The following is a 22196-nucleotide window of genomic DNA, read 5'->3' on the forward strand; positions in this document are numbered from 1 at the left end:
CAAAAATAAGCATTTATGATTGAGGTTATTGGGTGATTGTTAAAACCGACCTATGGCTTATTTCAAATGCTTTTTGATCACCTTTCCTGAGCAATTACGCGGCAAACCCTCTTTAAACTCAACCGCGGAGGGAACTTTAAATTTCGCCATATTTTGCTCACAGAAATGGAAGAATTCTTCTTCACTCAAGGTTTCACCTTCAACGAGCACCACAAAAGCTTTAATGGCTTCATCACGAATATCATCAGGTACACCAATAACCGCCACATCTTGAATTTTGGGATGTGAACTAATGATGTTTTCAATCTCAACACAAGAGACGTTTTCGCCTCCACGTTTGATCATGTTGCAACTGCGATCAACGAAATAGAAAAAACCTTCATCATCTCGGTAACCATAATCACCAGTATGTAACCAACCTTCAGGCTCTAATGCTTTAGCTGTTGCATCAGGTCGGTTGTAATACTCTTTGAATAAGGTTTTCCCAGGTTCGCCTTTTACGCAGATCTCACCCACAACGCCATCAGGCACTTCGTTGTTTTGTTTGTCTCTGATTTGAGCTTGATAGCAAAAACCAGGTCTACCGATTGACGGCCAGCGGCGTTTATCGCCAGGTCTATCACCGATTAAACCAACAATAGTTTCTGTCATGCCGTAAGAGGTGAGTAATCGCACGTTAAAGCGTTCAATAAAGGCGTCTTTCTCTTCATCTGCGAGATTGAGATAGAACATCACTTCGCGTAATTTGTGTTGCTTTTCTTCTGATGAAACGGGCTGTGCCATTAAGGTTCTCATCATCATTGGAATGCACTCTGTTACTGTTGCTTGATACTTAAGGATCTGCTTCCAAAAGGCTCTTGCACTGTATTTTTCGAGTAAAACAAAGGTGGCACCCACAGAAAAAGCAGGGAGTGATGCCGTGCATTGGCAATCAATATGAAATGCTGGCATCACGGTAAGATAAATATCGTCTTCCCGTAATGCGTTTTGCCATGATGAGTAATAACCCGCAAAGCGTAAGTTATAGTGCGTGATAACCACACCTTTAGGTTGCGATGTGGTGCCCGATGTGAAAAGAATTTCAGCAGTATCATCCACACTTAATGGGGTGTGATGATTAAGCGTAACAGGATGTTTGGCTTTTTCTTTTAAAAAATCTACAACCCCTTTTTCAGTAGATATCGCATTTTCAGAAATTAAAAACAGCTGCGTTAAAGGGTTTTGTTCATCCTGCAACATAGGTTGGTAAATCGGATAGAAATGATCACGAGTGACCACGTAATGGGCTTGGCAGTGATTGATTATCCATGCGCTCTCTTCATACATAAAGCGCGCATTAATGGGCACCATTACAGCACCAATTTTTGCCAGCCCAAACCAGCAAAAGAAAAATTCAGGGCAGTTATCAAGATGTAAGGCAACATGGTCGCCTTTTTTTATGCCACCAGCATGGAAAAGATTTGCGGTTCTATTGATCTCTTCATTTAATTCACTGTAGCTAAATTGTCTCACGAGTCCTTGTGCGGATTCAAAAATTAGCGCTGTTTTTGTGCCATAAACCTCTGCCAAATCATCCCACATTTGACGTAAGTTTTGTTTGCCAATCACATCCATTAAACTGTTATCCCATACTTTTGCCGTGAATTCAGACACGATTTGAAAGGAGTGCTGTGTCTGAATTTACGGTGTTACTTTACGATTTTAGCCAGCCCTTTATCGACCAGCCCCCTGATTTGTTCGTCGCTATAACCGATGTTTTTCAAGATAGCGTCAGTGTCCATGCCGTGAGATGGCATACCACGCCAGATTTTTCCCGGATTATTTTTGAATTTCGGCATCACATTTGGCCCTTTGCAGGTTTCGCCATTCATGGTTTGCCATTGGGTAATAGACTCACGTGCGACATATTGCGGGTTGTCTTCAAGCTCAGGAATAGTCAGCACTTTAGCGCTGGCAATATTGAGTTCAGACAGGCGTTGCAGCACGTCAGTAATCGGTTGTTTTGCCAACCATTCATCTAACTTATCTTCGAATAATTGACCATGAGGGCAATTAATACGGTGAATAAGTTGAGTGCCTTCTGGAACTTCTGGTGTACCCAGTAGATGAGCAAGGCCGATATCTTTGAAGATCTCTTCAATTTGAGTAATACCCACCACTTCCATCACGATAAAACCATCTTGGCAACGGTAAAGCCCACAGCCTGCGTAGTACGGATCTTTCCCTTTGGTCATACGAGGACAGATTTCGCCACCATTGAAATAATCCATCATGAAGTATTGCCCCATACGCAACATGACTTCATACATGGCGATATCAATACTTTCGCCTTTGCCTGTTTGTTGAACTTTATACAGTGCCGCTAAAGCGGAAGTGGTTGCGGTCATTCCTGAGAAATAATCTGCGGTATAAGGGAAAGCAGGCATTGGCTGATCTTTGTCACCGTTTTGGATCAAGTAGCCACTGAATGCCTGAGCAATAGTGTTATAAGCGGGTAAGTTGGTGTATTGCGGATCGCCATATTGGCCAAAGCCCGATAAATGCGCGATAACTAATTTAGGATTATGCTCCCATAAAACTTCATCGGTAATACCACGACGTGCAAAGGCAGGGCCTTTACTGGCTTCAATAAAGATGTCGGTGGTTTCCATTAATTTTAGGAATGCATCACGACCTTCGTCTTTAAAGATATTTAACGATAGTGCATGTAAATTACGGCGAGAAAGTTGAGGGTAGTGAGGTTGAACGCGAATGGTATCAGCCCATGCAACGTTTTCAATCCAAATCACTTCAGCTCCCCATTCTGCGAACATTTGTCCTGCGAATGGCCCTGCAATTTCAATTCCTGAAAACACAACACGAACCCCTGAAAGTGGGCCGAATTGTGGCATTGGTAAATGTTCTGTCATAGCGTCACCTCGTAAGTGGTCTGAGTGAAAACTCTCTCACCGAGTGATGAGAGAGTTATTCGTGATTAATTAGCGATACTGTTTAAGTACTGAACGTCCTAATGTCAGGATCTGCATTTCATCAGAACCCCCAGACACACGATCAACACGAAGGTCACGCCAGAAACGAGAAATACGGTGCTCGCCAGCAATACCAACACCACCAAGCACTTGCATTGCGCTATCAACCACTTCAAATGCCGCATTTGCGCAGAAGTATTTACACATTGCAGCATCACCAGAAGTGATTAAGTTGTTGTCACTCTTCCATGCAGTTTCATATAACATGTTGCGCATTGAATTGAGTTTGATCGCCATATGAGCGAATTTTTCTTGAATAAGTTGGAAACGACCGATAGCTTCACCAAATTGCACACGTTGGTTGGCATAACGAGCGGCATCTTCAAATGCACACATTGCTGTACCGTAGTTAGTGAGTGCCACTAAGAAACGCTCGTGATCGAACTCTTCTTTAACACGGTTAAAGCCGTTACCTTCGCGGCCAAACATATCTTTTTCTTCAAGCTCAACGTTATCAAACGTGATTTCACAGCAGCTATCCATACGTAAACCCAGTTTTTCCAACTTGTTTACTTTGATACCCGGCTTACTCATATCCACAAACCATTCGGTGAAGATAGGTTTATCAGGTGATGCTGCGTCACGGCTCATCACGACAACATAAGGGGTGTATGCACTACTGGTGATAAAGCATTTGCTACCATTAAGGTAAACTTTGCCATCTTTACGGGTATAAGTCGTTTGTAAGCTACCGACATCTGAACCTGCGCCCGGCTCTGTAATTGCAGAGTTCCACATCTGTTTACCTGTACCGCGGAACGCCATAATTTTATCGATTTGCTCTTGTGTGCCTTCACGCAATACAGTGTTAAAACCACCTGGTAATTGATAAAGCACGTAAGTTGGCGCACCTAAACGACCTAACTCCATCCAAATAGCCGCAACAGTGACAAAACCCGCATTTAATCCACCGTGCTCTTCAGGGATAAGCAGATTGTCGATTTCCATATCCGCTAAGGCTTTGACAAAACGCTCTGGGTATTTACTTTCGCGATCACACTCGGCGAAATAAGCTTCCCAGTTTTCACTGGCCATTAATTCGCGGACACCGTCAACAAACAGTTCCTGCTCATCATTCAATCTAAAATCCATGTTAATAACCTCTTAATGTGTCATTCTTTGCGTATAGCGGATCAGTCTTTCCAATGTACTTTGGCATCTTTAATAAAGGACAAGGTGACCATGATATTGACGAAAAATAGTGGGCATCCTCCAGCAATAATGGCGGTTTGAATTGGTTTTAAACCACCAAGTGCTAATAGAATGATGCCGATAACACCAACCAGCACAGACCAGCCGATGCGTACTAATAAAGGTGGCTCAGAGCCTTCTTTCATTGAGCGGCAAGTGGACATTGCCAGTGTGTAAGAACAGGCGTTAATTAAGGTGACAGTGGCAATAAAGCAGAGGATAAAGAAGCCCCACATTGTCGCTGTGCTTAGTGGTAATGCTGCCCATGTTTCGATAATGGCGCGTGGAACACCGTATTGTTCAATCAGTTGTGGAATGTTGAGAATGTTTTGGTCAATCAGTTGTAAGGTGTTACCACCAAGGATTGTCCAAATTAACCAAGTCCCTGCGGTTAAACCGGAAACCATCCCTAAACACAATTCACGAACAGTACGACCTTTAGAAATACGGGCTAAGAAGATACTCATTTGAATGGCGTAGATAACCCACCAAGCCCAATAGAAAACGGTCCAGCCTTGAGGGAATCCGCCTTTGCCGATAGGGTCTGTATAGAACAGCATCCGAGGCATATACATCATCAATGTACCGACAGAATCGGTGAAGTAATTGACGATAAAGCTCGCACCACCGACGATAAACACCCAACCCAACATTAAGAAGCTCAGGTAAGTACGAATATCACTAGCGATTTTCACCCCTTTTTGCAGACCGAATGCCACGCAAATTGCATTTAATAAGATCCAGCAAGAGATAATAATGGCGTCTAATTGCAAGGTATGAGGAATACCAAATAAGTATTGAATACATTCAGTAACTAACGGTGTTGCTAAACCAAGGCTAGTACCCATTGCCAGAATTAACGCAACGAGATAGAAGTTATCAATGATAGTACCCACAATACCATTAACGTGTTTTTCACCGATTAATGGCGTTAAGGTACTACTTGGGCGGATAACCTCCATTTTGCGAACAAAGAAGAAGTAAGCGAAAGCGACAGATAAGAAGCTATAAGTTGCCCAAGGTAAAGGACCCCAGTGGAACAAACTATAAGCTAGACCAATTTCTTTTGCTTGAGTTGAGTAAGCTTCCATTCCAAAAGGAGGGCTTGAAATGTAGTAGTATATTTCAATCGAACCCCAGAAGAGGACGGCTGCGGATGTACAAGACGCAAACATCATAAAGATCCAGCTTGCGGTACTAAATTCTGGCTTATCGTCCCCAAGACGTTTATTGGCATAACGTCCAAAGACTAACCAAAACCAACCCCCGAACATAATGACCATATACCATTCGAAGGCCCAACCCCAGACATTGGTAACATAGCTGAATACGGCGTTAATCACTTCATTTGAAGCGTCAAGATCACGTACCGTTAACCAACATAAAATACCAACAATGATTAATGGCGGAAAAAAAACCTTCGGTTCTATTCCAGCCTTTTTATTATCTTTGCTCATAGGTAAATTTTCCAAATATATTTAGCGCAGAAGTTTAAGTAGTGTTAATTCCTAATATCTAATAAAGCATTTGAGTTTAATTCTATCTATTTCGTCTATTGAGTTTTCATCATAATAGAAAAATAAAGTGATTGGCTAATCCATAAATCCATTAATGATAAAGAATGATGGATATTATAAGAAATCTATTCTGTTATTCACTTCACACTATTCTTTTTGTCGATTTTATGTTACGTTTTATAACGTTTTATTTTCATTGTAACTTATTGATAGTTATCGCTATCAGCTGGTATGTAATAGGGTTGTTATATTCTGTCTTTCAATATTGTTGATCTCGGTGGCAATATTGAACGTTAAATAACATTATGCTTATTACCTTCAATATTGTTGATCAAAGTAGCAATATTGAAAGTTATTCACTTCAATTAAAATTAATTTCAATATTGGTGATGTATTTGGCAATATTGAAACCTATCGATTCATTATTTAATAATGTTCAATATTGGTGACCTAGGTTTAATTTTTTAAACACTTAATTGTGTTAATTCTATATTACATTGCCAGAGCAAATGACATTATTTATTAATTTCAGGAGATGTAATGAATATTATTACATGTTACAAGAGTGTTCCCGATGAGCAGGATATTACGGTAAATAGCGCAGACAGTTCGCTGGATTTTTCTCGTGCTAACACCAAAATCAGCCAATATGATTTAAATGCGATTGAAGCCGCTAATCAGCTTAAAACTCAACTTGAGGGCATTCAAATCACGGCAATGAGTGTTGGTGGTAAATCACTGACAAATGCGAAAGCACGCAAAGACGTTCTTTCTCGTGGTGCTGACGATTTAGTGGTTGTAGTTGATGACCAATTTGAAGCCTCTCTGCCTTATCAAACGGCGGTTGCACTGGCTGCGGCTGCGACTAAAAAAGGTTATGACTTAATTCTTTGTGGTGATGGATCTGCGGATCTAAGTTCACAACAAGTTAGCTTGCTGGTGGGTGAAATCCTAAATATTCCAGCAATAAATGGTATTAACAAAATTGTTTCTCTTTCTAATGATTCAATTACGGTTGAGCGTGAATTAGAAAATGAAATCGAAACACTGACAATTCCATTACCTGCTGTTATTGCGGTATCTACCGATATTAACACTCCTCAAATTCCTTCGATGAAAGCCATTCTTGGCGCCGCCAAGAAACCTGTTCAGCAATGGAGTGTTGCCGATCTTGGTCTGGGTGCGATTACTGCACGTTCAGAACAAAAAGTGGCTGCGCCGAAACAGAAAGTTCGTCAACGCATCATTATTGAAGGTGATGGCGATGAGCAGATTGCTGAGTTGGCAGAACATTTACGTAAAATTCTTAAGTAATAGGGGGAGTTATGAGCCAGTTTTCAACTGTTTGGGTATTTAGTGATGCACTTTCCCGTTTACCAGAATTAATGGGGGGCGCTTCTTCATTAGGACAATCTATCAATGTATTTACATTGAATGATGAGCAAAGCGTTGCTGCCTTTAAATTAGGTGCAACAGCCGTTTTCCAATTAGAAGGCAAACCTGACGATCGCATTATTGAAGACTATGCACAAAGCATGGTTGAAACCATCAAACAGAAAGGCGATGCAGGTTTAGTGCTACTGCCTAACACGCGCCGTGGCAAATTATTAGCCGCTCGCTTAGGTCATCGTTTAGAGGCGGTTGTGTCTAATGATGCACAATCTTTAAAAGCAGACGGTGATTCTCTTGTGACAAAACATATGGTTTACGGTGGTCTTGCCTTTGGTGATGAAACCCTGAAAACCCCTTACTGTGTTGTAACTGCAAGCGTGGGTGCTTTTGATGTTGCACCCGAAACTGACGCTACAGGTGATGCACAAAAAGTCGCATGGATTGCCCCAGCTCAAACCATCGTTCGCAATTCAGTTCAACCACGCGCAATCAATGCCGTTGATTTAGACAAAGCGCGTTTTGTTGTCAGCGTGGGTCGCGGTATCGGCAGCAAAGAAAATATCGCTATTGCAGAAGAACTCGCTAAAGCCATTGGTGCTGAAATCGCCTGTTCTCGTCCTGTTGCTGAAAATGAGAAGTGGATGGAACACGAGCGTTATGTCGGTATTTCCAATCTGATGCTGAAACCTGAACTCTATTTAGCTGCGGGTATTTCAGGGCAAATTCAACATATGGTCGGCGCTAATGGCGCTCAAACCATTGTTGCTATTAATAAAGACAAAAATGCACCTATCTTCCAATTCGCTGACTACGGTATTGTCGGTGACTTAATGAAGGTTCTACCTGCATTAACTCGTCAATTATCTAACTGATTTATTTAAGCAGGGAGGGGAACTTCTCTGCTGTTTATCGCAAATTCTGGAGATGTTATGTCCGATTCCGAAGATATTTTCGATGCCATTATTGTTGGCGCAGGATTAGCAGGATCTGTGGCGGCTCTTGTTTTAGCAAGAGAAGGCGCACAGGTATTGCTAATAGAAAGAGGTAACTACGCTGGCGGGAAAAATGTAACCGGTGGTCGTATGTATGCACATACCCTTGAGCGCATCATTCCTGAGTTTGCGCAAGAAGCGCCTGTTGAACGCGTGATCACTCATGAAAAATTGTCATTTATGACGCAAACAGGCGCAATGACGATTGATTACCAAAATGCTGAAGGGAATAACCCAAAAACGGCCTCTTGGTCTGTATTACGGGGTGAGTTTGACCAATGGCTAATGGAGCAAGCCGAAAACGCGGGTGCGCAATGTATCACAGGCATTCGTGTTGATAAGTTAGTCGAGCGTGATGGCAAAATTGTTGGCGTTGAAGCCGATGGTGATGTGTTAGAAGCCAAAGCAGTGATCCTTGCTGATGGTGTGAATTCCATCTTGGCTGAACAACTAGGCATGACCAAACGTGTTGCGGCCGAAAATGTCGCGGTAGGCGTAAAAGAGATTATCGAACTCCCTGAAAGTGTGATTAAAGACCGCTTCAACCTAAAAGATAATGAAGGTGCAGCTTGGTTATTTGCGGGTTCGCCTACCGATGGATTAATGGGGGGCGGTTTTTTATATACCAATAAAACCACGCTTTCTTTAGGTCTGGTGTGTGGGCTTCACCATATTAAAGATGCTAAAAAGTCGGTACCACAAATGCTAGAAGATTTTAAACAGCATCCCGTTGTCGCACCGCTGATTGAAGGCGGAAAAATGGTGGAATACGGTGCGCACGTTGTTCCTGAAGCTGGGTTAAGAATGCAACACGAATTAGTACGTGATGGCGTATTGATTGCTGGTGATGCAGCAGGGATGTGTATGAACCTTGGCTTTACTATTCGTGGCATGGATTTAGCGATGGCCTCCGGCGAAGCTGCTGCAAAAACCGTGCTATCGGCAATGGAGAAAAATGATTTTAGCAAACAAACGCTAAATGAATATCTCAAGCATTTAGAAGATGGTCCTTTACGCGATATGAAAGCCTATCAGCGTATGCCTGATTTACTTGATAACCCTCGTATGTTCACCGCTTATCCTGAAATGGTCGTTGGTATTGCCAAAGATCTCTTTACTGTTACGGGTGAAGCGCCAGTACCTATGCGTAAAACCCTAATGCGTCATACCAAAAAGGTCGGCTGGATGAACCTAATCAAAGATGGGATCAAAGGAGCAAAAGCAATATGAGTTCTCCCGTAAATGTCGATGTCAAATTAGGCATCAATAAATTTAATGTCGATGAGGAAAATCCACATATCGTCGTCAAAGAGCAACCCGATATGCAGGTGCTAGAAACCTTAGTTAAAGCCTGCCCTGCGGGTCTTTATAAAAAACAAGAAGATGGCACTATCAGTTTTGATTATGCTGGTTGTTTAGAATGTGGAACTTGTCGAATTCTCGGTTTAGATAGTGCGCTTGAAAAATGGGAATATCCACGCGGTACATTTGGCGTGGAATATCGTTACGGATGACGGCTCGCTACTTTTCTCCCAGTGCTGTCTCCGGCCTGGGAGCTTTTCTTTCTTTGTTTTATTTAGAAAAAATACCAGGACGCAGTCATGCAACCCAGAAACTTTGATGATATTCGTTTTACCTCTGTGCATCGTCGAGTGATGTTATGGGGCAGTGGCGGCCCTTTTCTTGACGGCTATGTATTAGTGATTATCGGTGTGGCATTAGAGCAACTCACACCGTTATTACAACTTGATACACGATGGATTGGTCTGCTTGGTGCAGCGACATTAGCAGGGCTTTTTATTGGCACATCACTCTTTGGTTATATTTGTGACAAAGTGGGTCGCCGTAAAATGTTCCTTGTGGATATTGTGGCTATTGCCATTATTTCTATCGCGACGATGTTTGTTTCAACCCCAGTGGGTTTGTTGGTGATGCGATTCCTTATTGGGATTGTGATTGGTGCTGACTATCCTATCGCAACGTCAATGATCACCGAATTTTCCAATAAAAAACAACGCGCTTTTGCGGTCGGATTTATTGCCGCTATGTGGTATATCGGGGCGACTTGCGCCAATTTGGTCGGTTATCTTTTATATGATATTGAGGATGGTTGGCGTTGGATGCTTGGTAGTGCCTTTATTCCTTGCGTTATTATTTTAATTGGTCGTTTTGATCTCCCTGAATCACCCCTTTGGTTAATACGTAAAGGGCGTATTCAAGAGTGCAATGAAATGATGATCAAGCTCTTTGGTGAGCCTGTGGTTTTTGAAGCGGAAGATGCCAAAACAACACGTTTTATCGAGTTATTTAATAAGCGTCACTTTTCTTTCGTGCTCTTTGTTGCAGTGATTTGGACTTGCCAAGTGATCCCGATGTTTGCCATTTATACCTTTGGGCCTCAAATTGTCGGTTTATTAGGATGGGATGCGGGAAGGAGTGCGGCGCTGGGTAATGTAGTCATTAGTCTATTCTTTATGTTTGGTTGTATTCCTGCCATGTTCTGGTTAAACCAAACAGGGCGACGTCCGTTATTAATTGGTAGTTTTGCCATGATGACGTTGGCATTATTAGTGCTCGGCGTTTTTCCTGATCTACCTATCTTATTTGTTATCTTAGCCTTTGCGACTTACGCGTTCTTTTCTGGTGGCCCCGGAATTTTACAATGGCTCTATCCTAACGAATTGTTTCCGACAGATATTCGGGCATCAGCAGTGGGCATCATTATGTCAATAAGCCGTATTGGTACAGTTATCTCAACGTGTGCTCTTCCTGCCTTTATTGCCACTTATGGCATTAACACCACCATGCTGGTGGGAGCCGCAATTTCACTGTTTGGTATGATAATTTCAGTCTTGTTTGCACCAGAAACTAAAAGATTAACGCTTAATCAGACTTCAACCATGCCGATGAAGCGGGGTAAAAAACATATTTAGCTGATTTGCCCAAAATTAAAACCCAATGAATTTCATTATTTTTTCTGATAAAACTAAAAGATATTATTTATTAAGCTTTCTGGAAATATTTTATTAATATGTTATAAAAGTTAATAATTGTTTGTTATTTTAATTTAAATTACATCTTTTATTTATTGATAAGATTTATTTATAAATTAAAATAAGTAGAGTATAGTTTTATTAAAAAGAGAGTGATTTTATTTTCTTTATTTAAATAAAATTGCTCTCCTTTTTATTTTTAATAATAACACATTTATAACGCATCAGTTTCAAATCTATTTCATTCCAATTAATTAATCTTTAATTAGTAAATATATTTAACTCGCTAAATCTAGACGCCAATCACAAATCTCACTCGTGCTATTCAAATGACGAAAAACAGTTCGTTATTTACCAAGAATGAATAATTTCCCCTACCCAGAATAAGGTCATTACAGACGTAAACACCAGCAAAGAAGCGGTTGAGTAGGTATTTATGACCTTATTAGAAACGACAGTTAAAGAATGTCTAAACAGTGTAGTGAAGCAATATTCTTCACAAATAGCCTTGATTGAGAATCAAAGTAAAAAAACACTCACTTGGCAACAATTACAACAAGAAGTGGATCAAGTTGCCCGTGGTTTTTTATCTATTGGTTTAAAAAAGGGGGATCGTTTAGGTATTTGGTCTGCTAATAGTGTGGAATGGATAATTTGTTTTCTTGCCGCCGCTCAAATTGGTGTGCCCGTCGTTTGTATTAACTTTCATTTTAAAAAAAGAGAGTTATTAGATTTATGTCGATTAACTGGAATTAAAGCGCTCTGTTTTTCTGATGGTTTTAAAAGCAATCATTTTATTGAGGTTATTAATTGTCTTTCTAAAAAAGCATCAGAAAATAACGATGTATTACCTCAATTATTTATTAGCATGGGAAATGAACATGCAGAAAAAAGTGTCTCTTTATCTCAATTAAAAGAAAAAGCAATACACGTATCCGACGCTGTTTATCAGCATGCAGTTGAACAAGTTAGTGTAAAAGATTTGCTGACTATTCAAATGACCTCTGGCAGTACAGCAATGCCTAAAGGTGTCATGTTAAGCCAATATAATGTCATCAATAACGCCATGTTATCAGCACAGCGCTTAGGTGTGACTCATGACGATGTAATTTGTCTTGCGGTTCCTCTGTTCCACTGCTTTGGACTCTCTTCCTGCCTCTTTTTTGCATTAACAACAGGATGCCAATTAGTTCTGTTAGATAACTACTGTGCTGAAGATGTTTTAAAAGTCGTTCAAGATTATCGTTGCACTATTATGCATGGCGTTCCGACAATTTTTAGTCGCTTAATGAAGCATGAGCAATTTTCTCACTATGATTTATCTAGTCTTGATAAAGGCATTATTGCAGGAGCGAGTTTTCCTCCTGCGTTAATCGATGACATCGAAAATATCCTCGGCATGAAAGGCATCACCGTCTCTTATGGTCAAACAGAAGCCTCACCTTGTTGTACCCAAACATTACCTAACGATCCTTTAACAATAAAACGTGGATCTATTGGTAAGCCTTTACCTTTTGTTGAAATGAAAATTATCAATCCGAAAACAGGTAAATCTGTGCCAGTAGGTATTTTAGGTGAAATTTGTACGCGTGGTTTCCATGTGATGATGGGCTATGACAATGCCCCTGATAAAACTAAAGAAGCGTTAGACGAAGAGGGTTGGTTACACACGGGTGATATCGGCTGTATCGATGAACAAGGAAATTATCACTATGCCTATCGCATGAAAGAGATTGTGGTGCGCGGTGGTGAAAATATCAGCCTTTGTGAAATAGAAGAAGCTATTGCTGAATATGCTGGTGTTGATGCGACAAAAGCATTTGGCATTCCGTCTGCTGATTTAGGTGAAGAAGTGATTGCCACCATTTGTGTGCAAAAAGGCCACAGCATTGGTGAAAGTGAATTACGTGAATTTCTACAAGAGCGACTGGCTCGCTACAAAATCCCCAAAGAACTCCATTTCTTTACAGAATTTCCTCATACCCCTTGCGGAAAAATTGATGTGCAAGCGCTGAAATTGCAACTGGGTTATAGCGTTTCAATCAAGGATGAAAAAAACAAAGTAGCGAGTTAAGTGACAACGGATTTATCCACATTCTGACAACAGCAGTATGAAGTCTAAAAATAATTAGGAGAAGAAATGACAAGTCATAAAGCACTGGAAGGCGTCACCGTAGTTGAGTTGGCGACCTTTATCGCGGTACCGGCAGCGGGTCGTATTTTAGCTGATATGGGTGCGAACGTAATCAAAATCGAATCTCCAAGTGGTGATAACTTACGCTATACAGCACCAACAGAAGGCCGCCCATTAGATCAACATGAAAACACCAGTTTTGATTTAGAAAACGCCAATAAACGTGGGATTGTGTTAAATACCAAAACAGAAGCAGGGAAAAAAATCCTGTTTGAACTGTTAGAAAAAGCAGACATTTTCTTAACTAACTGGCGCCCTGGAGCAAGAGAGCGTGCGGGTTTAGATTATGAAACGTTAAAACAGCGCTTTCCAAAATTAGTTTACGCCAGCGTGACGGGTTATGGCGATGAAGGCCCAGATAAAGACTTACCAGGATTTGACTACACAGCATTCTTTGCGCGTGGCGGTATTTTAGGCTCTCTGTACCAAAAAGGCACAGTACCTATGAACGTGATCCCTGGCCTTGGCGATCACCAGTGTGCATTAGGCTTGGTTTCAGGTGTGTTAGCTGCTTATATTCGTGCTCAAAATATCGGTCAAGGCGAGTATGTTTCAACTAACTTGTTGCATACTTCTATTTACACTCAAGCCATCATGATCCAAGCGGCACAATACCCAGATTATGGTCAGCCTTATCCTATCGATCGTCGCAATACCACCAGCCCATTTATTTTGGCTTATAAAACGAAAGATGATCGTTTTATTCAAGTCTGTATGCCTGTTTACGATGCTTATTACCCAACCTTTATTTCCTGTATTGGTCGCCCAGATTTAGCAGAAGACGCCCGTTATACACGTCTACAAGAAGTGGCGAAAAATAATCGTTCCCCAGAATTATATGACCTGATTTGGCAGCAAGTTGAGCAAAAAACAGCGTCAGAGTGGGCAGATATTTTCACCAAAAACGATATCCCATTCAGCATTGCGCAAACTTGGGAAGAAGTGTTGGAAGATAAACAAGCTTGGGCAATCAACACCTTCTACAACATGAAATATAAAAATGGCAGTGAAAAAGCCTTAGTTCGTCCACCGATTGATTTCTTAGAAAGTGGTTTACCTGAATATCGCCGTGGCCCTTTGTTAGGTGAAGACACACCGTCTGTATTAGCTGAATTAGGGTATAGCGCTGAAGAGATAGCAAACCTTGAAGCCAATAAAGACGTGATGACGTGGAAAGAATAATCCACTTCCTTTTTTAATTTTCAGGAGAGCAAAGGCATGCAACAAGACATTTTCACAATGGGCGTTGATATCGGATCGTCAGCCTCGAAATGCATCATCATGAAAAATGGTGACGCGATTGTCGCGAAATCATTGGCATCTGTTGGCGCTGGTACATCTGGGCCTGAAAAAGCGATCAATGAAGTATTGCGTCAATTTGGCGGCGATCTCAGTCAGATCAGCTGGATCTGCGCAACAGGCTATGGCCGTAATTCATTGAAAGAAGCCAACAAAGAAGTGAGTGAACTTAGCTGCCATGCGAAAGGTGCGCACTTTCTTTTTCCGGGTGTGAAAACAGTGATTGATATCGGCGGTCAAGACGTTAAAGCACTTCATATGGATGGTGCAGGCCGTTTATTGAACTTTGTGATGAATGACAAGTGCGCTGCGGGTACAGGACGCTTTTTAGATGTGATGTCGCGAGTATTAGAAACCAAGATTTCCGATCTCGCTCAAGAGGGCGCTAAGTCCACGAAGAAAGTCACGATTAGTTCCACCTGTACCGTGTTCTCTGAATCGGAAGTTATTTCTCATCTCGCGAATAACGAAACAATACCCGACGTCATTAATGGTATTCACCGCTCTGTGGCTAGCCGTATTGCAGGTCTTGCAAAACGAGTCGGTGTTGAAGCCCCTGTTGTCATGACAGGCGGTGTTGCCAGTAATTTTGAAGTTGTTCGTTATGTTAGCGAAGAGCTGAACGCGCCTATCGCCACCTCACCATTATCACAATATAACGGGGCGATAGGTGCCGCCATTTATGCCTTTGAAGCGTACCGCCATCAACTGGAAGACGATGCGTTAACAATAGGAACATCAAAATGAGCAATGTAGATATGAATGCGCCGGATTATATTCCTGCGAAAAAACGACTGCAAAAAATTGCCGCTGATGCTTATCAGCGTGCGTGGGATGCCAAAAACAGCGGTGAAAAAATAGGGTGGTGCGCCTCAAACTTCCCGCAAGAAATCGCTGAAACACTGGGTTTATGTGTGGTTTATCCTGAAAACCAAGCCGCTGCGATTGCCGCAAAAGGTGCGGGTTTAAAAATGTGTGAGCACGCAGAAAGCATGGGTTATTCCAATGATATCTGTGCTTATGCACGCATTAGCCTTTCTTACATGGATATTAAGCAGTGTGAAGAGATGGATATGCCACAGCCTGACTTCTTGCTGTGTTGTAACAACATTTGTAACTGCATGATCAAATGGTATGAAAATATCGCTTATGAGCTGAATATCCCGATGATCCTTATCGATATTCCTTATAAAAATGACTATGACACCGATGATGTAACGGTGAAATATGTTCAAGCGCAATTTGATGATGCCATCAAACAACTCGAAAAAGTCACAGGCAAAGTGTTCTCAGAAGAGAAATTTAAAGAAGTCTGTGAAATTTCGCAGCGTACAGGACGTGCATGGTTAAAAGCGGCGGAATATTGCCAATATGAACCTTCGCCAATGAATGGTTTTGATCTCTTTAATCACATGGCTGTTGCCGTTTGTGCTCGCGGTAAATTAGAAGCCGCACTGGCTTTTGAGCAACTGTGTGAAGAGATGGAACAAAATATCAAAGAGAAAAAATCGACTTACCGCGGTGAAGAAAAATACCGAGTTCTCTTTGAAGGTATTGCCTGCTGGCCTTACTTGCGTGCCACATCTACTCCGTTAAAAGAGCAAGGTATCAACGTAACTGCCACTGTTTACGCCACCGCATTTGGTGTGATTTATCAAAATAGTGACGAAATGATGCGTGCTTACTCCTACGTTCCTAACTGTGTCTCTGTTGAACGTGCTGCTGATATGCGTATTAACGTGAGCCGTCAGAATAAAGTTGATGGTGCGATTATTCACGTTAATCGTAGTTGCAAGCTCTGGAGTGGCATTATGCCTGAAATTGAGCGCCGTATTCGTCATGAACTTAAGATCCCAACAGTGACTTTTGATGGCGACCAAGCTGATCCTCGTGTTTTCTCTGAAGCGCAGTATGTCACCCGTGTTGAAGCATTGACTGAAATTATGGCTGCTAACAAAGCAGAAATGAAAAAGGGAGACATCTAATGAAAACATTAGCGGAGTTGTTTGATGAGTTACAAGCCGTGGTGGATAACCCTGTTGCTCAATTAGATGGGTTTATTCGTAGTGGCAAAAAGGTTGTTGGCTGTTTTCCTGAATATACGCCGAATGAAATTGTCTATGCCGCAGGTATGGTGCCTTTTGGTATTTGGGGTGCAGAAGGCCGTGAGATCTCAGAAGCGAAGAAATATTTTCCTCCTTTCTATTGTGCACTAGTGCTTTCTTCTCTTGAGATGGGATTAGATGGGGCATTAAATAAATTGTCTGCTGCCTTAATTCCTTCTCTTTGTGACACCTTAAAATGCTTAGGGCAAAACTGGAAATCTGGTGTACCACAAGTTCCTTTCATTCAATTGGTTCATCCACAGAACCGTAAAACGCCAGCAGGTATTGCATTCTTAACTGAACAATATAAGAAAATTGCACTGCAATTAGGGGAGATTTCAGGTCAAGCGGTAACAGACGATGCACTGAAAAATGCCATCCATCTGTTTAATCAGCGCCGTCGCGCATTACGCGAGTTTTCAGATATCGCGGCACTTCATCCAAACTTGGTCACACCACAACGTCGTAACACTGTGATCAAAAGTGGTTATTTTATGGATGTCGTTGAGCATACAAAAGCCGTTGAAACCATTGTTGCACAATGCAAAACCTTGTCTCCAGAACCTTGGAAAGGACACAAGATTGTTGTAACAGGCATTATTGCGGATAGCCCTTCTATTCTACAAATTTTGGCTGACAACAAAATGGCGATTGTGGCGGATGAAGTCGCGCATGAGTCTCGTCAGTTTCGCCAAGATATTCCTGAAAACAAAGCACCTTATGAAGCGATGGCTGAGCAAATCGCCCATCTTGAAGGGTGTTCACTTTTGTATGATCCAGAGAAAAAACGCGGTCGTTTAATTGCCGATATGGTGAAAAACACAGGCGCCGATGGTGTCGTCTATTTACTGACGAAGTTCTGTGATCCTGAAGAATTTGATGCCCCTATTGTGAAGAAATTCCTCGATAGAGAAGGCATTCCTTCCATCATTATCGAAATCGATCAGCAAACTAAAACATATGAACAGGCAAGAACAGCACTGCAAACTTTTGCAGATGTGCTTTCTGCTTAACAACGTTAATTAATAGTCACAAAAGACCTGCGTGATTTACGCAGGTCAATTGAACCCTAACACATATAAGTGGGGCAATCATGGGTATTATTTGTTTAATCATCGGGCTAGCGATATTAATGATTATGTGTATGAAAGGCATACATATTTTTATTTCTGTCTTTACCACCAGCCTATTTCTTGCTGTGACTGCATGGCTTGTATCACCAGATATGCTTAATCCTGTCGATGCACTATTACAAGTGTATACCGGCGGATTAGGTGGCTATTTTGGCAGCTTCTTCTTCATTTTCGTACTAGGTGCGATTTTTGGCAAATTAACCGCTATCAGTGGCGCTGCTGATAGTGTTGCCTCTTTTATTATTGGTAAATTTGGTGAAAGAGCCGTTATTCCATCATTAGTGGCGGCTTGTGCCATTTTAGCCTACGGCGGTGTGTCAGTGTTTGTTGCACTGTTTACCGTCTATTCAATGATGGTGAGTTTATTCCGTAAAGCGAATCTTCCTCGCAGACTTATTCCGGCTGTCTATTTTGCAGGTGCGGGTACGTTTGTGATGATCATGCCGGGATCGCCTCAGATCCAAAACCTTATCCCAATGAAATTTCTAGGCACGTCAGCAACTGCGGGTTTAGTACCAGGTATGTTGACAGCATTGTTCCAAGTCACCTTAGTGATTATTTATCTCACTTGGCTCTTTAAGCGCGTAAAAGCGAAAGGTGAAGGTTGGGTTGAAGATGAAAAAACGGCGAAAGCAGAAGAGGGTAAAAAAGATCGCCAATTACCGAATGTGCTCGTTGCATTACTGCCGATGCTTATTCTGCTTGTCGTGCTGAATATCCTGAAATGGGATCCCGCTATTGCACTGTTCTGCGCCATTATTGCTGCCTTGATTGTGTACTTACGCTATCTAGATTGGAAAAAACTCATACCTAATTTAGCCGCAGGGACGATGGAAGGGGTGACCTCCCTCTTTAACACGGCGGTTATTGTTGGATTTGGTGCGTTAGTCATGACGTTACCTGCCTTCAAAGAATCATTCCAAGCGATTGCTCAATCGGGTCTTAATCCACTTGTTGTGACTGCAATTTCAGTCGGTGCGCTAGTGTTTATCAGTGGTTCAGGCTCTGGTGCGTTAAGTATCGCCATGCCAATGATTGCTGCGATGTTCCCTGCAACCGTGGTTGATCAAGGTTCATTACACCGTGTTGCCACAATGGCATCTATGAGTACAACACCGCCATTTAACGGATTGATTATTACTGTCTTTAGCGTCTGTGGTGTCAGCCATAAAGAGGGCTATGGGCCAGTGGGGACATTAACCCTCGCTATCCCACTGTTAGCCATGATGTTTATGTTGCTGCTGTACACCTTTTTACCTGCATCAATAGCGACGATGTAGAAATAACGTTAACCCATTAATGCGTGCGATAAGACGACAAACGTGAAATCGCTCGCCATAGAGATAACCATCAATATTCTCAGAGGAAGATAAACATGGATTTTCAGCTAACAGAAGAACAAGTCCTGATCCGCGATATGGTCAGAGAGTTCGTTGAAAACGACATTAAACCAATTGCGGGTGCTATTGATAAAGAACATCGCTTTCCTAGTGAGAGTGTTGCACCGATGGCTGAATTGGGACTCTTTGGTTTCAACATTGATGAAGCTTATGGTGGTACAGAAGCAGATGCTATTAGCTATGTATTAGCCACAGAAGAGATGGCGAAAGTGAGTGCCTCTCACGCCATGATCATGGGATCACAATGTTCTTTAACAGGACCAATTATTCAAAAATATGCTGATGAAGAAACTAAAGCACGCATTTTACCAGGTGTGGTTTCTGGCGAAAAATTAGGGTGCTTCTGTTTGTCAGAGCCTAGTGCGGGTTGTGATGCTGCGGCTCAGGAAACAACAGCGGTTCGCCAAGGCGATAACTATGTGATTAATGGCTCTAAATTGTGGATCACTGCGGCGCCTCAAGGTGCTTTCTTTATCGTGTTTGCTATGACCGATAAAAGCAAAGGCGTAAAAGGGATCACCGCATTCTTAGTTGAGCGTGATAACCCTGGTATTAGCATTGGTTTACCTGAAGACAAAATGGGTATGAACGGCTCTGAAACCTGCTCTGTGAGCTTCAGTGATTGTGTTGTTTCAGCCAGCGCTATGTTAGGCGAAGAAGGCAAAGGCTTTAATATCGCGATGGAAACCTTAGATGGCGGGCGTTTAAGTTGTTCTGCATTGGCATTAGGGATTGCACAAAGTGCCTTAGATGCCACTATTGCTTACACCAAAGAACGTATTCAATTTGGTAAACCTATTGCGGCTAATCAAGGTATTCAATGGGTATTAGTGGATATGGCAACGCGTGTTGATTGCGCACGTATGCTAGTTTATCGCGCCGCTGCCGCCAAAATGGCAGGTCTTCCTTACACTCGTGAATCAGCTCAAGCCAAACTTTATGCAGCAGAAGCTGCCACTTATGTAACTCAAAAAGCCGTTCAATTACATGGCGGTATGGGTTACACCAAATCCTATCCTGTTGAACGTTTGATGCGTGAAGCAAAACTTACTGAGATTTTTGAAGGCACAAGTGAAGTGCAACGTATGGTCATCGCTAAGCATATTTTAGCGTAATGAGATTTGAGCTTATTAATTTGTTGCATTGTGCAAAACGGAGAATGTGAATTATGAAACTTATTGCCTGCTGTAAGGTTGTTCATGACGAACAAGACATCACAACACGGCCTGATCGTACACTCGCAACCGATAATGCGGGTTTAAAAATTAGTTTGTATGACTTGAATGCAATTGAAACCGCAGTAGAAATAGCCTCTACCCTTGGTGATAGCACTGTAACTGCATTAAGTGTGGGGACAAGTGCAATGGTTGAAAACGCGAAAATCAAAAAAGATATTTTATCGCGTGGCCCAGATGCATTAACGCTGGTTGCTGATGATGCATGTAGCGCGCTTTATTCAACGGATACTGCCAATATTATTGCGCAAGCAGCAAAAAAAGTGGGTTTTGACTTGCTCATTTTCGGCGAAGGTTCAGGTGATTTATACGCTCAACAAACGGGTTTAGCCGTTGGTGAATATTTAGGTTTACCTTGTGTGAACGCTGTAAACAAAATCACGGTTGAAGGCGACAAAATCATTGTTGAACGTGATTTAGAAAATATCACTGAAGAACTTGAACTGACATTACCAGCCATTGTGTGTGTCACTTCAAGTATTAACACACCAAAACTCCCTTCAATGAAAGCCATTTTAGCGGCGAATAAAAAACCAGTTGAAAAGCTGGGGTTAGGAGATATCGGTGTTGATATTTCTTCTCTGACTGTTGTGCAAACACAAGTTTGTGCGCCAGAGCAATCTGATCGCCTTGGTATTATTTTAGAAGGTGATTCAGATGAAAATATTGCCACTTTTGCTGAACATTTACGCCAAGCGGTTAATCAATAAGGAGATTAAAAATGGCTAGTTTACTACCTACTACCTTTGTTTATGCCGAAAAAGCGGATGATTTAGCAAAGCTGATCGCATTTGCGCGTGGCCTTGGCGAAAAGGTCAATGTTCTGTTTATTGGTGATGATGAAAACACGCGTGAATGTGTCAACTTAGGCGCTGATTGTGTGTACTGCTTTGCACCTCAAGAGGGTGTGATTGCTGAAGATTATGCGGCCTCTTTTGCCGCAATTATTAAAGAAGCGGGTGCGAATGCATTGGTTCTACTTGCTTCATCAAAACGAGCAAAAGCGATTGCGGCTCGTCTTGGTGTGACTTTAAACGCTGGTGTTGTCAGTGATGCATTAAGTATTGCTATTGAAAACAATACTGTGATTGCTACACACCAAGTCTATGGTGGTTTAGCGCATGCTAAAGCAGAAATTCGCTCACCTTATGCCATTGCGACTGTCGGTAGTGCATTAGATGTGGAAGCCATCAAAGACGCACCCAATGCACAAGTGGTGCAAAGTGCCTTTATCGCCCCTGCACATACATTAAAAGTATTGGCTCGTAAGCCAAAACATGGCAGTGCCGTTGATTTAGGTAAAGCGCATTGTGTTGTGGGTGTCGGACGCGGTTTTGGTAAGGCGGATGATATTGCACTCGCGGAGGCATTTGCGAAAGCCCTTCAAGGCGAAGTGGGCTGTTCACGTCCGATTGCTGAGGGTGAAGGCTGGATGGAACATGACCGCTACATTGGTGTTTCAGGCGTGACTTTAGGTGCGGATGTTTATGTTGCTGTCGGTATTTCAGGGCAAATTCAGCATATGGTGGGTGTGGATAGAGCAAAAGTCATTGTTGCTATCAACAAAGATAAAAATGCCCCAATTTTCAATATGGTGGATTACGGTATTGTTGGCGACCTCTACAAAGTGTTACCTGCATTAACCGCGAAGCTTGGCGGCTAATCACCGTAGGTCGCTTAGTGATAATTTGCTAAGCGACCACACATAATAAAAGG

18 protein-coding genes are annotated in these 22196 nt (G+C 42.0%); 14 read left to right on the top strand and 4 right to left on the bottom strand.

Translation table 11 applies throughout. The features are described from left to right. Positions 1–57: 57 nt before the first annotated feature. The 4 genes from caiC to caiT all read right to left on the bottom strand — a co-directional run bounded on the left by caiC (position 58) and on the right by caiT (position 5677). Positions 58–1614 carry a crotonobetaine/carnitine-CoA ligase gene (gene caiC, locus ACNARN_RS16290; protein ID WP_198620625.1) on the bottom strand — a complete coding sequence of 519 codons (1557 nt, stop codon included), beginning with the start codon at positions 1612–1614 and terminating at the stop codon, positions 58–60. A 74-nt stretch (positions 1615–1688) separates the two neighbouring features. Continuing rightward, positions 1689–2909: an L-carnitine CoA-transferase gene (gene caiB, locus ACNARN_RS16295; protein WP_198620544.1), complete on the bottom strand. Its 1221-nt coding sequence runs from the start codon at positions 2907–2909 to the stop codon at positions 1689–1691. A gap of 69 nt (positions 2910–2978) precedes the next feature. Continuing rightward, positions 2979–4121, bottom strand: a complete 1143-nt coding sequence (gene caiA / locus ACNARN_RS16300; RefSeq protein ID WP_099074590.1) for a crotonobetainyl-CoA dehydrogenase — start codon at positions 4119–4121, stop codon at positions 2979–2981. Positions 4122–4162: 41 nt separating this feature from the next. Continuing rightward, positions 4163–5677 (bottom strand): L-carnitine/gamma-butyrobetaine antiporter, encoded by a 1515-nt coding sequence (caiT, locus tag ACNARN_RS16305; RefSeq protein ID WP_196532892.1) that lies wholly within the window; start codon positions 5675–5677, stop codon positions 4163–4165. Between the two features lie 600 nt (positions 5678–6277). Between caiT and fixA (ACNARN_RS16310) the strand changes: the two genes are divergently transcribed. The 14 genes from fixA (ACNARN_RS16310) (at position 6278) to ACNARN_RS16375 (ending at position 22143) form a co-directional block, all read left to right on the top strand. Beyond that, a complete protein-coding gene (gene fixA / locus ACNARN_RS16310) occupies positions 6278–7051 on the top strand; it encodes a putative electron transfer flavoprotein FixA (RefSeq protein WP_368927906.1) in 774 nt (257 codons plus the stop codon). 11 nt (positions 7052–7062) lie between these two features. Continuing rightward, a complete protein-coding gene (locus ACNARN_RS16315; RefSeq protein ID WP_416304702.1) occupies positions 7063–8001 on the top strand; it encodes an FAD-binding protein in 939 nt (312 codons plus the stop codon). Positions 8002–8058: 57 nt separating this feature from the next. After that, the gene (gene fixC / locus ACNARN_RS16320; protein ID WP_198620541.1) at positions 8059–9351 is read left to right on the top strand and encodes an FAD-dependent oxidoreductase FixC; all 1293 of its coding nucleotides are present in this window, start codon (positions 8059–8061) and stop codon (positions 9349–9351) included. Next, a complete protein-coding gene (gene fixX, locus ACNARN_RS16325; RefSeq protein ID WP_023582978.1) occupies positions 9348–9635 on the top strand; it encodes a ferredoxin-like protein FixX in 288 nt (95 codons plus the stop codon). Before fixC ends, fixX begins: the two co-directional genes overlap by 4 nt. An 87-nt stretch (positions 9636–9722) precedes the next feature. Further along, the gene (locus tag ACNARN_RS16330; protein ID WP_416304703.1) at positions 9723–11054 is read left to right on the top strand and encodes an MFS transporter; all 1332 of its coding nucleotides are present in this window, start codon (positions 9723–9725) and stop codon (positions 11052–11054) included. Between the two features lie 496 nt (positions 11055–11550). Beyond that, positions 11551–13188, top strand: a complete 1638-nt coding sequence (locus ACNARN_RS16335; protein ID WP_416304704.1) for an AMP-binding protein — start codon at positions 11551–11553, stop codon at positions 13186–13188. Between the two features lie 66 nt (positions 13189–13254). Then, complete coding sequence (locus ACNARN_RS16340; RefSeq protein WP_098941845.1) at positions 13255–14490, top strand: CaiB/BaiF CoA transferase family protein; 1236 nt, start codon at positions 13255–13257, stop codon at positions 14488–14490. Between the two features lie 36 nt (positions 14491–14526). After that, on the top strand, positions 14527–15354 hold the full coding sequence (locus ACNARN_RS16345) for an acyl-CoA dehydratase activase (protein ID WP_151436161.1): 828 nt from the start codon (positions 14527–14529) through the stop codon (positions 15352–15354). Beyond that, positions 15351–16592 carry a 2-hydroxyacyl-CoA dehydratase subunit D gene (locus ACNARN_RS16350; protein WP_069369783.1) on the top strand — a complete coding sequence of 414 codons (1242 nt, stop codon included), beginning with the start codon at positions 15351–15353 and terminating at the stop codon, positions 16590–16592. Before ACNARN_RS16345 ends, ACNARN_RS16350 begins: the two co-directional genes overlap by 4 nt. Further along, on the top strand, positions 16592–17725 hold the full coding sequence (locus tag ACNARN_RS16355) for a 2-hydroxyacyl-CoA dehydratase family protein (protein ID WP_349442902.1): 1134 nt from the start codon (positions 16592–16594) through the stop codon (positions 17723–17725). The genes ACNARN_RS16350 and ACNARN_RS16355 overlap by 1 nt, the downstream gene beginning before the upstream one ends. 80 nt (positions 17726–17805) lie before the next feature. Continuing rightward, positions 17806–19125, top strand: a complete 1320-nt coding sequence (locus ACNARN_RS16360; protein ID WP_109373297.1) for a GntP family permease — start codon at positions 17806–17808, stop codon at positions 19123–19125. Between the two features lie 95 nt (positions 19126–19220). Further along, complete coding sequence (locus ACNARN_RS16365) at positions 19221–20360, top strand: acyl-CoA dehydrogenase family protein (protein ID WP_088494521.1); 1140 nt, start codon at positions 19221–19223, stop codon at positions 20358–20360. Positions 20361–20413: 53 nt separating this feature from the next. Then, positions 20414–21190 (top strand): putative electron transfer flavoprotein FixA, encoded by a 777-nt coding sequence (gene fixA / locus ACNARN_RS16370; protein ID WP_198620536.1) that lies wholly within the window; start codon positions 20414–20416, stop codon positions 21188–21190. An 11-nt stretch (positions 21191–21201) separates the two neighbouring features. Next, positions 21202–22143 (top strand): FAD-binding protein, encoded by a 942-nt coding sequence (locus ACNARN_RS16375; RefSeq protein ID WP_198620535.1) that lies wholly within the window; start codon positions 21202–21204, stop codon positions 22141–22143. Positions 22144–22196 lie beyond the last annotated feature (53 nt).

Source organism: Proteus sp. TSJ240517, from assembly GCF_047921575.1.
GTDB lineage: Bacteria > Pseudomonadota > Gammaproteobacteria > Enterobacterales > Enterobacteriaceae > Proteus.

Excerpts from the sequence above, each read along its gene's own strand:
- caiC (WP_198620625.1), bottom strand. The coding sequence starts at position 1,614 with ATGGATGTGATTGGCAAACAAAACTTACGTCAAATGTGGGATGATTTG.
- caiB (WP_198620544.1), bottom strand. The coding sequence starts at position 2,909 with ATGACAGAACATTTACCAATGCCACAATTCGGCCCACTTTCAGGGGTT.
- caiA (WP_099074590.1), bottom strand. The coding sequence starts at position 4,121 with ATGGATTTTAGATTGAATGATGAGCAGGAACTGTTTGTTGACGGTGTC.
- caiT (WP_196532892.1), bottom strand. The coding sequence starts at position 5,677 with ATGAGCAAAGATAATAAAAAGGCTGGAATAGAACCGAAGGTTTTTTTT.
- fixA (WP_368927906.1), top strand. The coding sequence starts at position 6,278 with ATGAATATTATTACATGTTACAAGAGTGTTCCCGATGAGCAGGATATT.
- ACNARN_RS16315 (WP_416304702.1), top strand. The coding sequence starts at position 7,063 with ATGAGCCAGTTTTCAACTGTTTGGGTATTTAGTGATGCACTTTCCCGT.
- fixC (WP_198620541.1), top strand. The coding sequence starts at position 8,059 with ATGTCCGATTCCGAAGATATTTTCGATGCCATTATTGTTGGCGCAGGA.
- fixX (WP_023582978.1), top strand. The coding sequence starts at position 9,348 with ATGAGTTCTCCCGTAAATGTCGATGTCAAATTAGGCATCAATAAATTT.
- ACNARN_RS16330 (WP_416304703.1), top strand. The coding sequence starts at position 9,723 with ATGCAACCCAGAAACTTTGATGATATTCGTTTTACCTCTGTGCATCGT.
- ACNARN_RS16335 (WP_416304704.1), top strand. The coding sequence starts at position 11,551 with ATGACCTTATTAGAAACGACAGTTAAAGAATGTCTAAACAGTGTAGTG.
- ACNARN_RS16340 (WP_098941845.1), top strand. The coding sequence starts at position 13,255 with ATGACAAGTCATAAAGCACTGGAAGGCGTCACCGTAGTTGAGTTGGCG.
- ACNARN_RS16345 (WP_151436161.1), top strand. The coding sequence starts at position 14,527 with ATGCAACAAGACATTTTCACAATGGGCGTTGATATCGGATCGTCAGCC.
- ACNARN_RS16350 (WP_069369783.1), top strand. The coding sequence starts at position 15,351 with ATGAGCAATGTAGATATGAATGCGCCGGATTATATTCCTGCGAAAAAA.
- ACNARN_RS16355 (WP_349442902.1), top strand. The coding sequence starts at position 16,592 with ATGAAAACATTAGCGGAGTTGTTTGATGAGTTACAAGCCGTGGTGGAT.
- ACNARN_RS16360 (WP_109373297.1), top strand. The coding sequence starts at position 17,806 with ATGGGTATTATTTGTTTAATCATCGGGCTAGCGATATTAATGATTATG.
- ACNARN_RS16365 (WP_088494521.1), top strand. The coding sequence starts at position 19,221 with ATGGATTTTCAGCTAACAGAAGAACAAGTCCTGATCCGCGATATGGTC.
- fixA (WP_198620536.1), top strand. The coding sequence starts at position 20,414 with ATGAAACTTATTGCCTGCTGTAAGGTTGTTCATGACGAACAAGACATC.
- ACNARN_RS16375 (WP_198620535.1), top strand. The coding sequence starts at position 21,202 with ATGGCTAGTTTACTACCTACTACCTTTGTTTATGCCGAAAAAGCGGAT.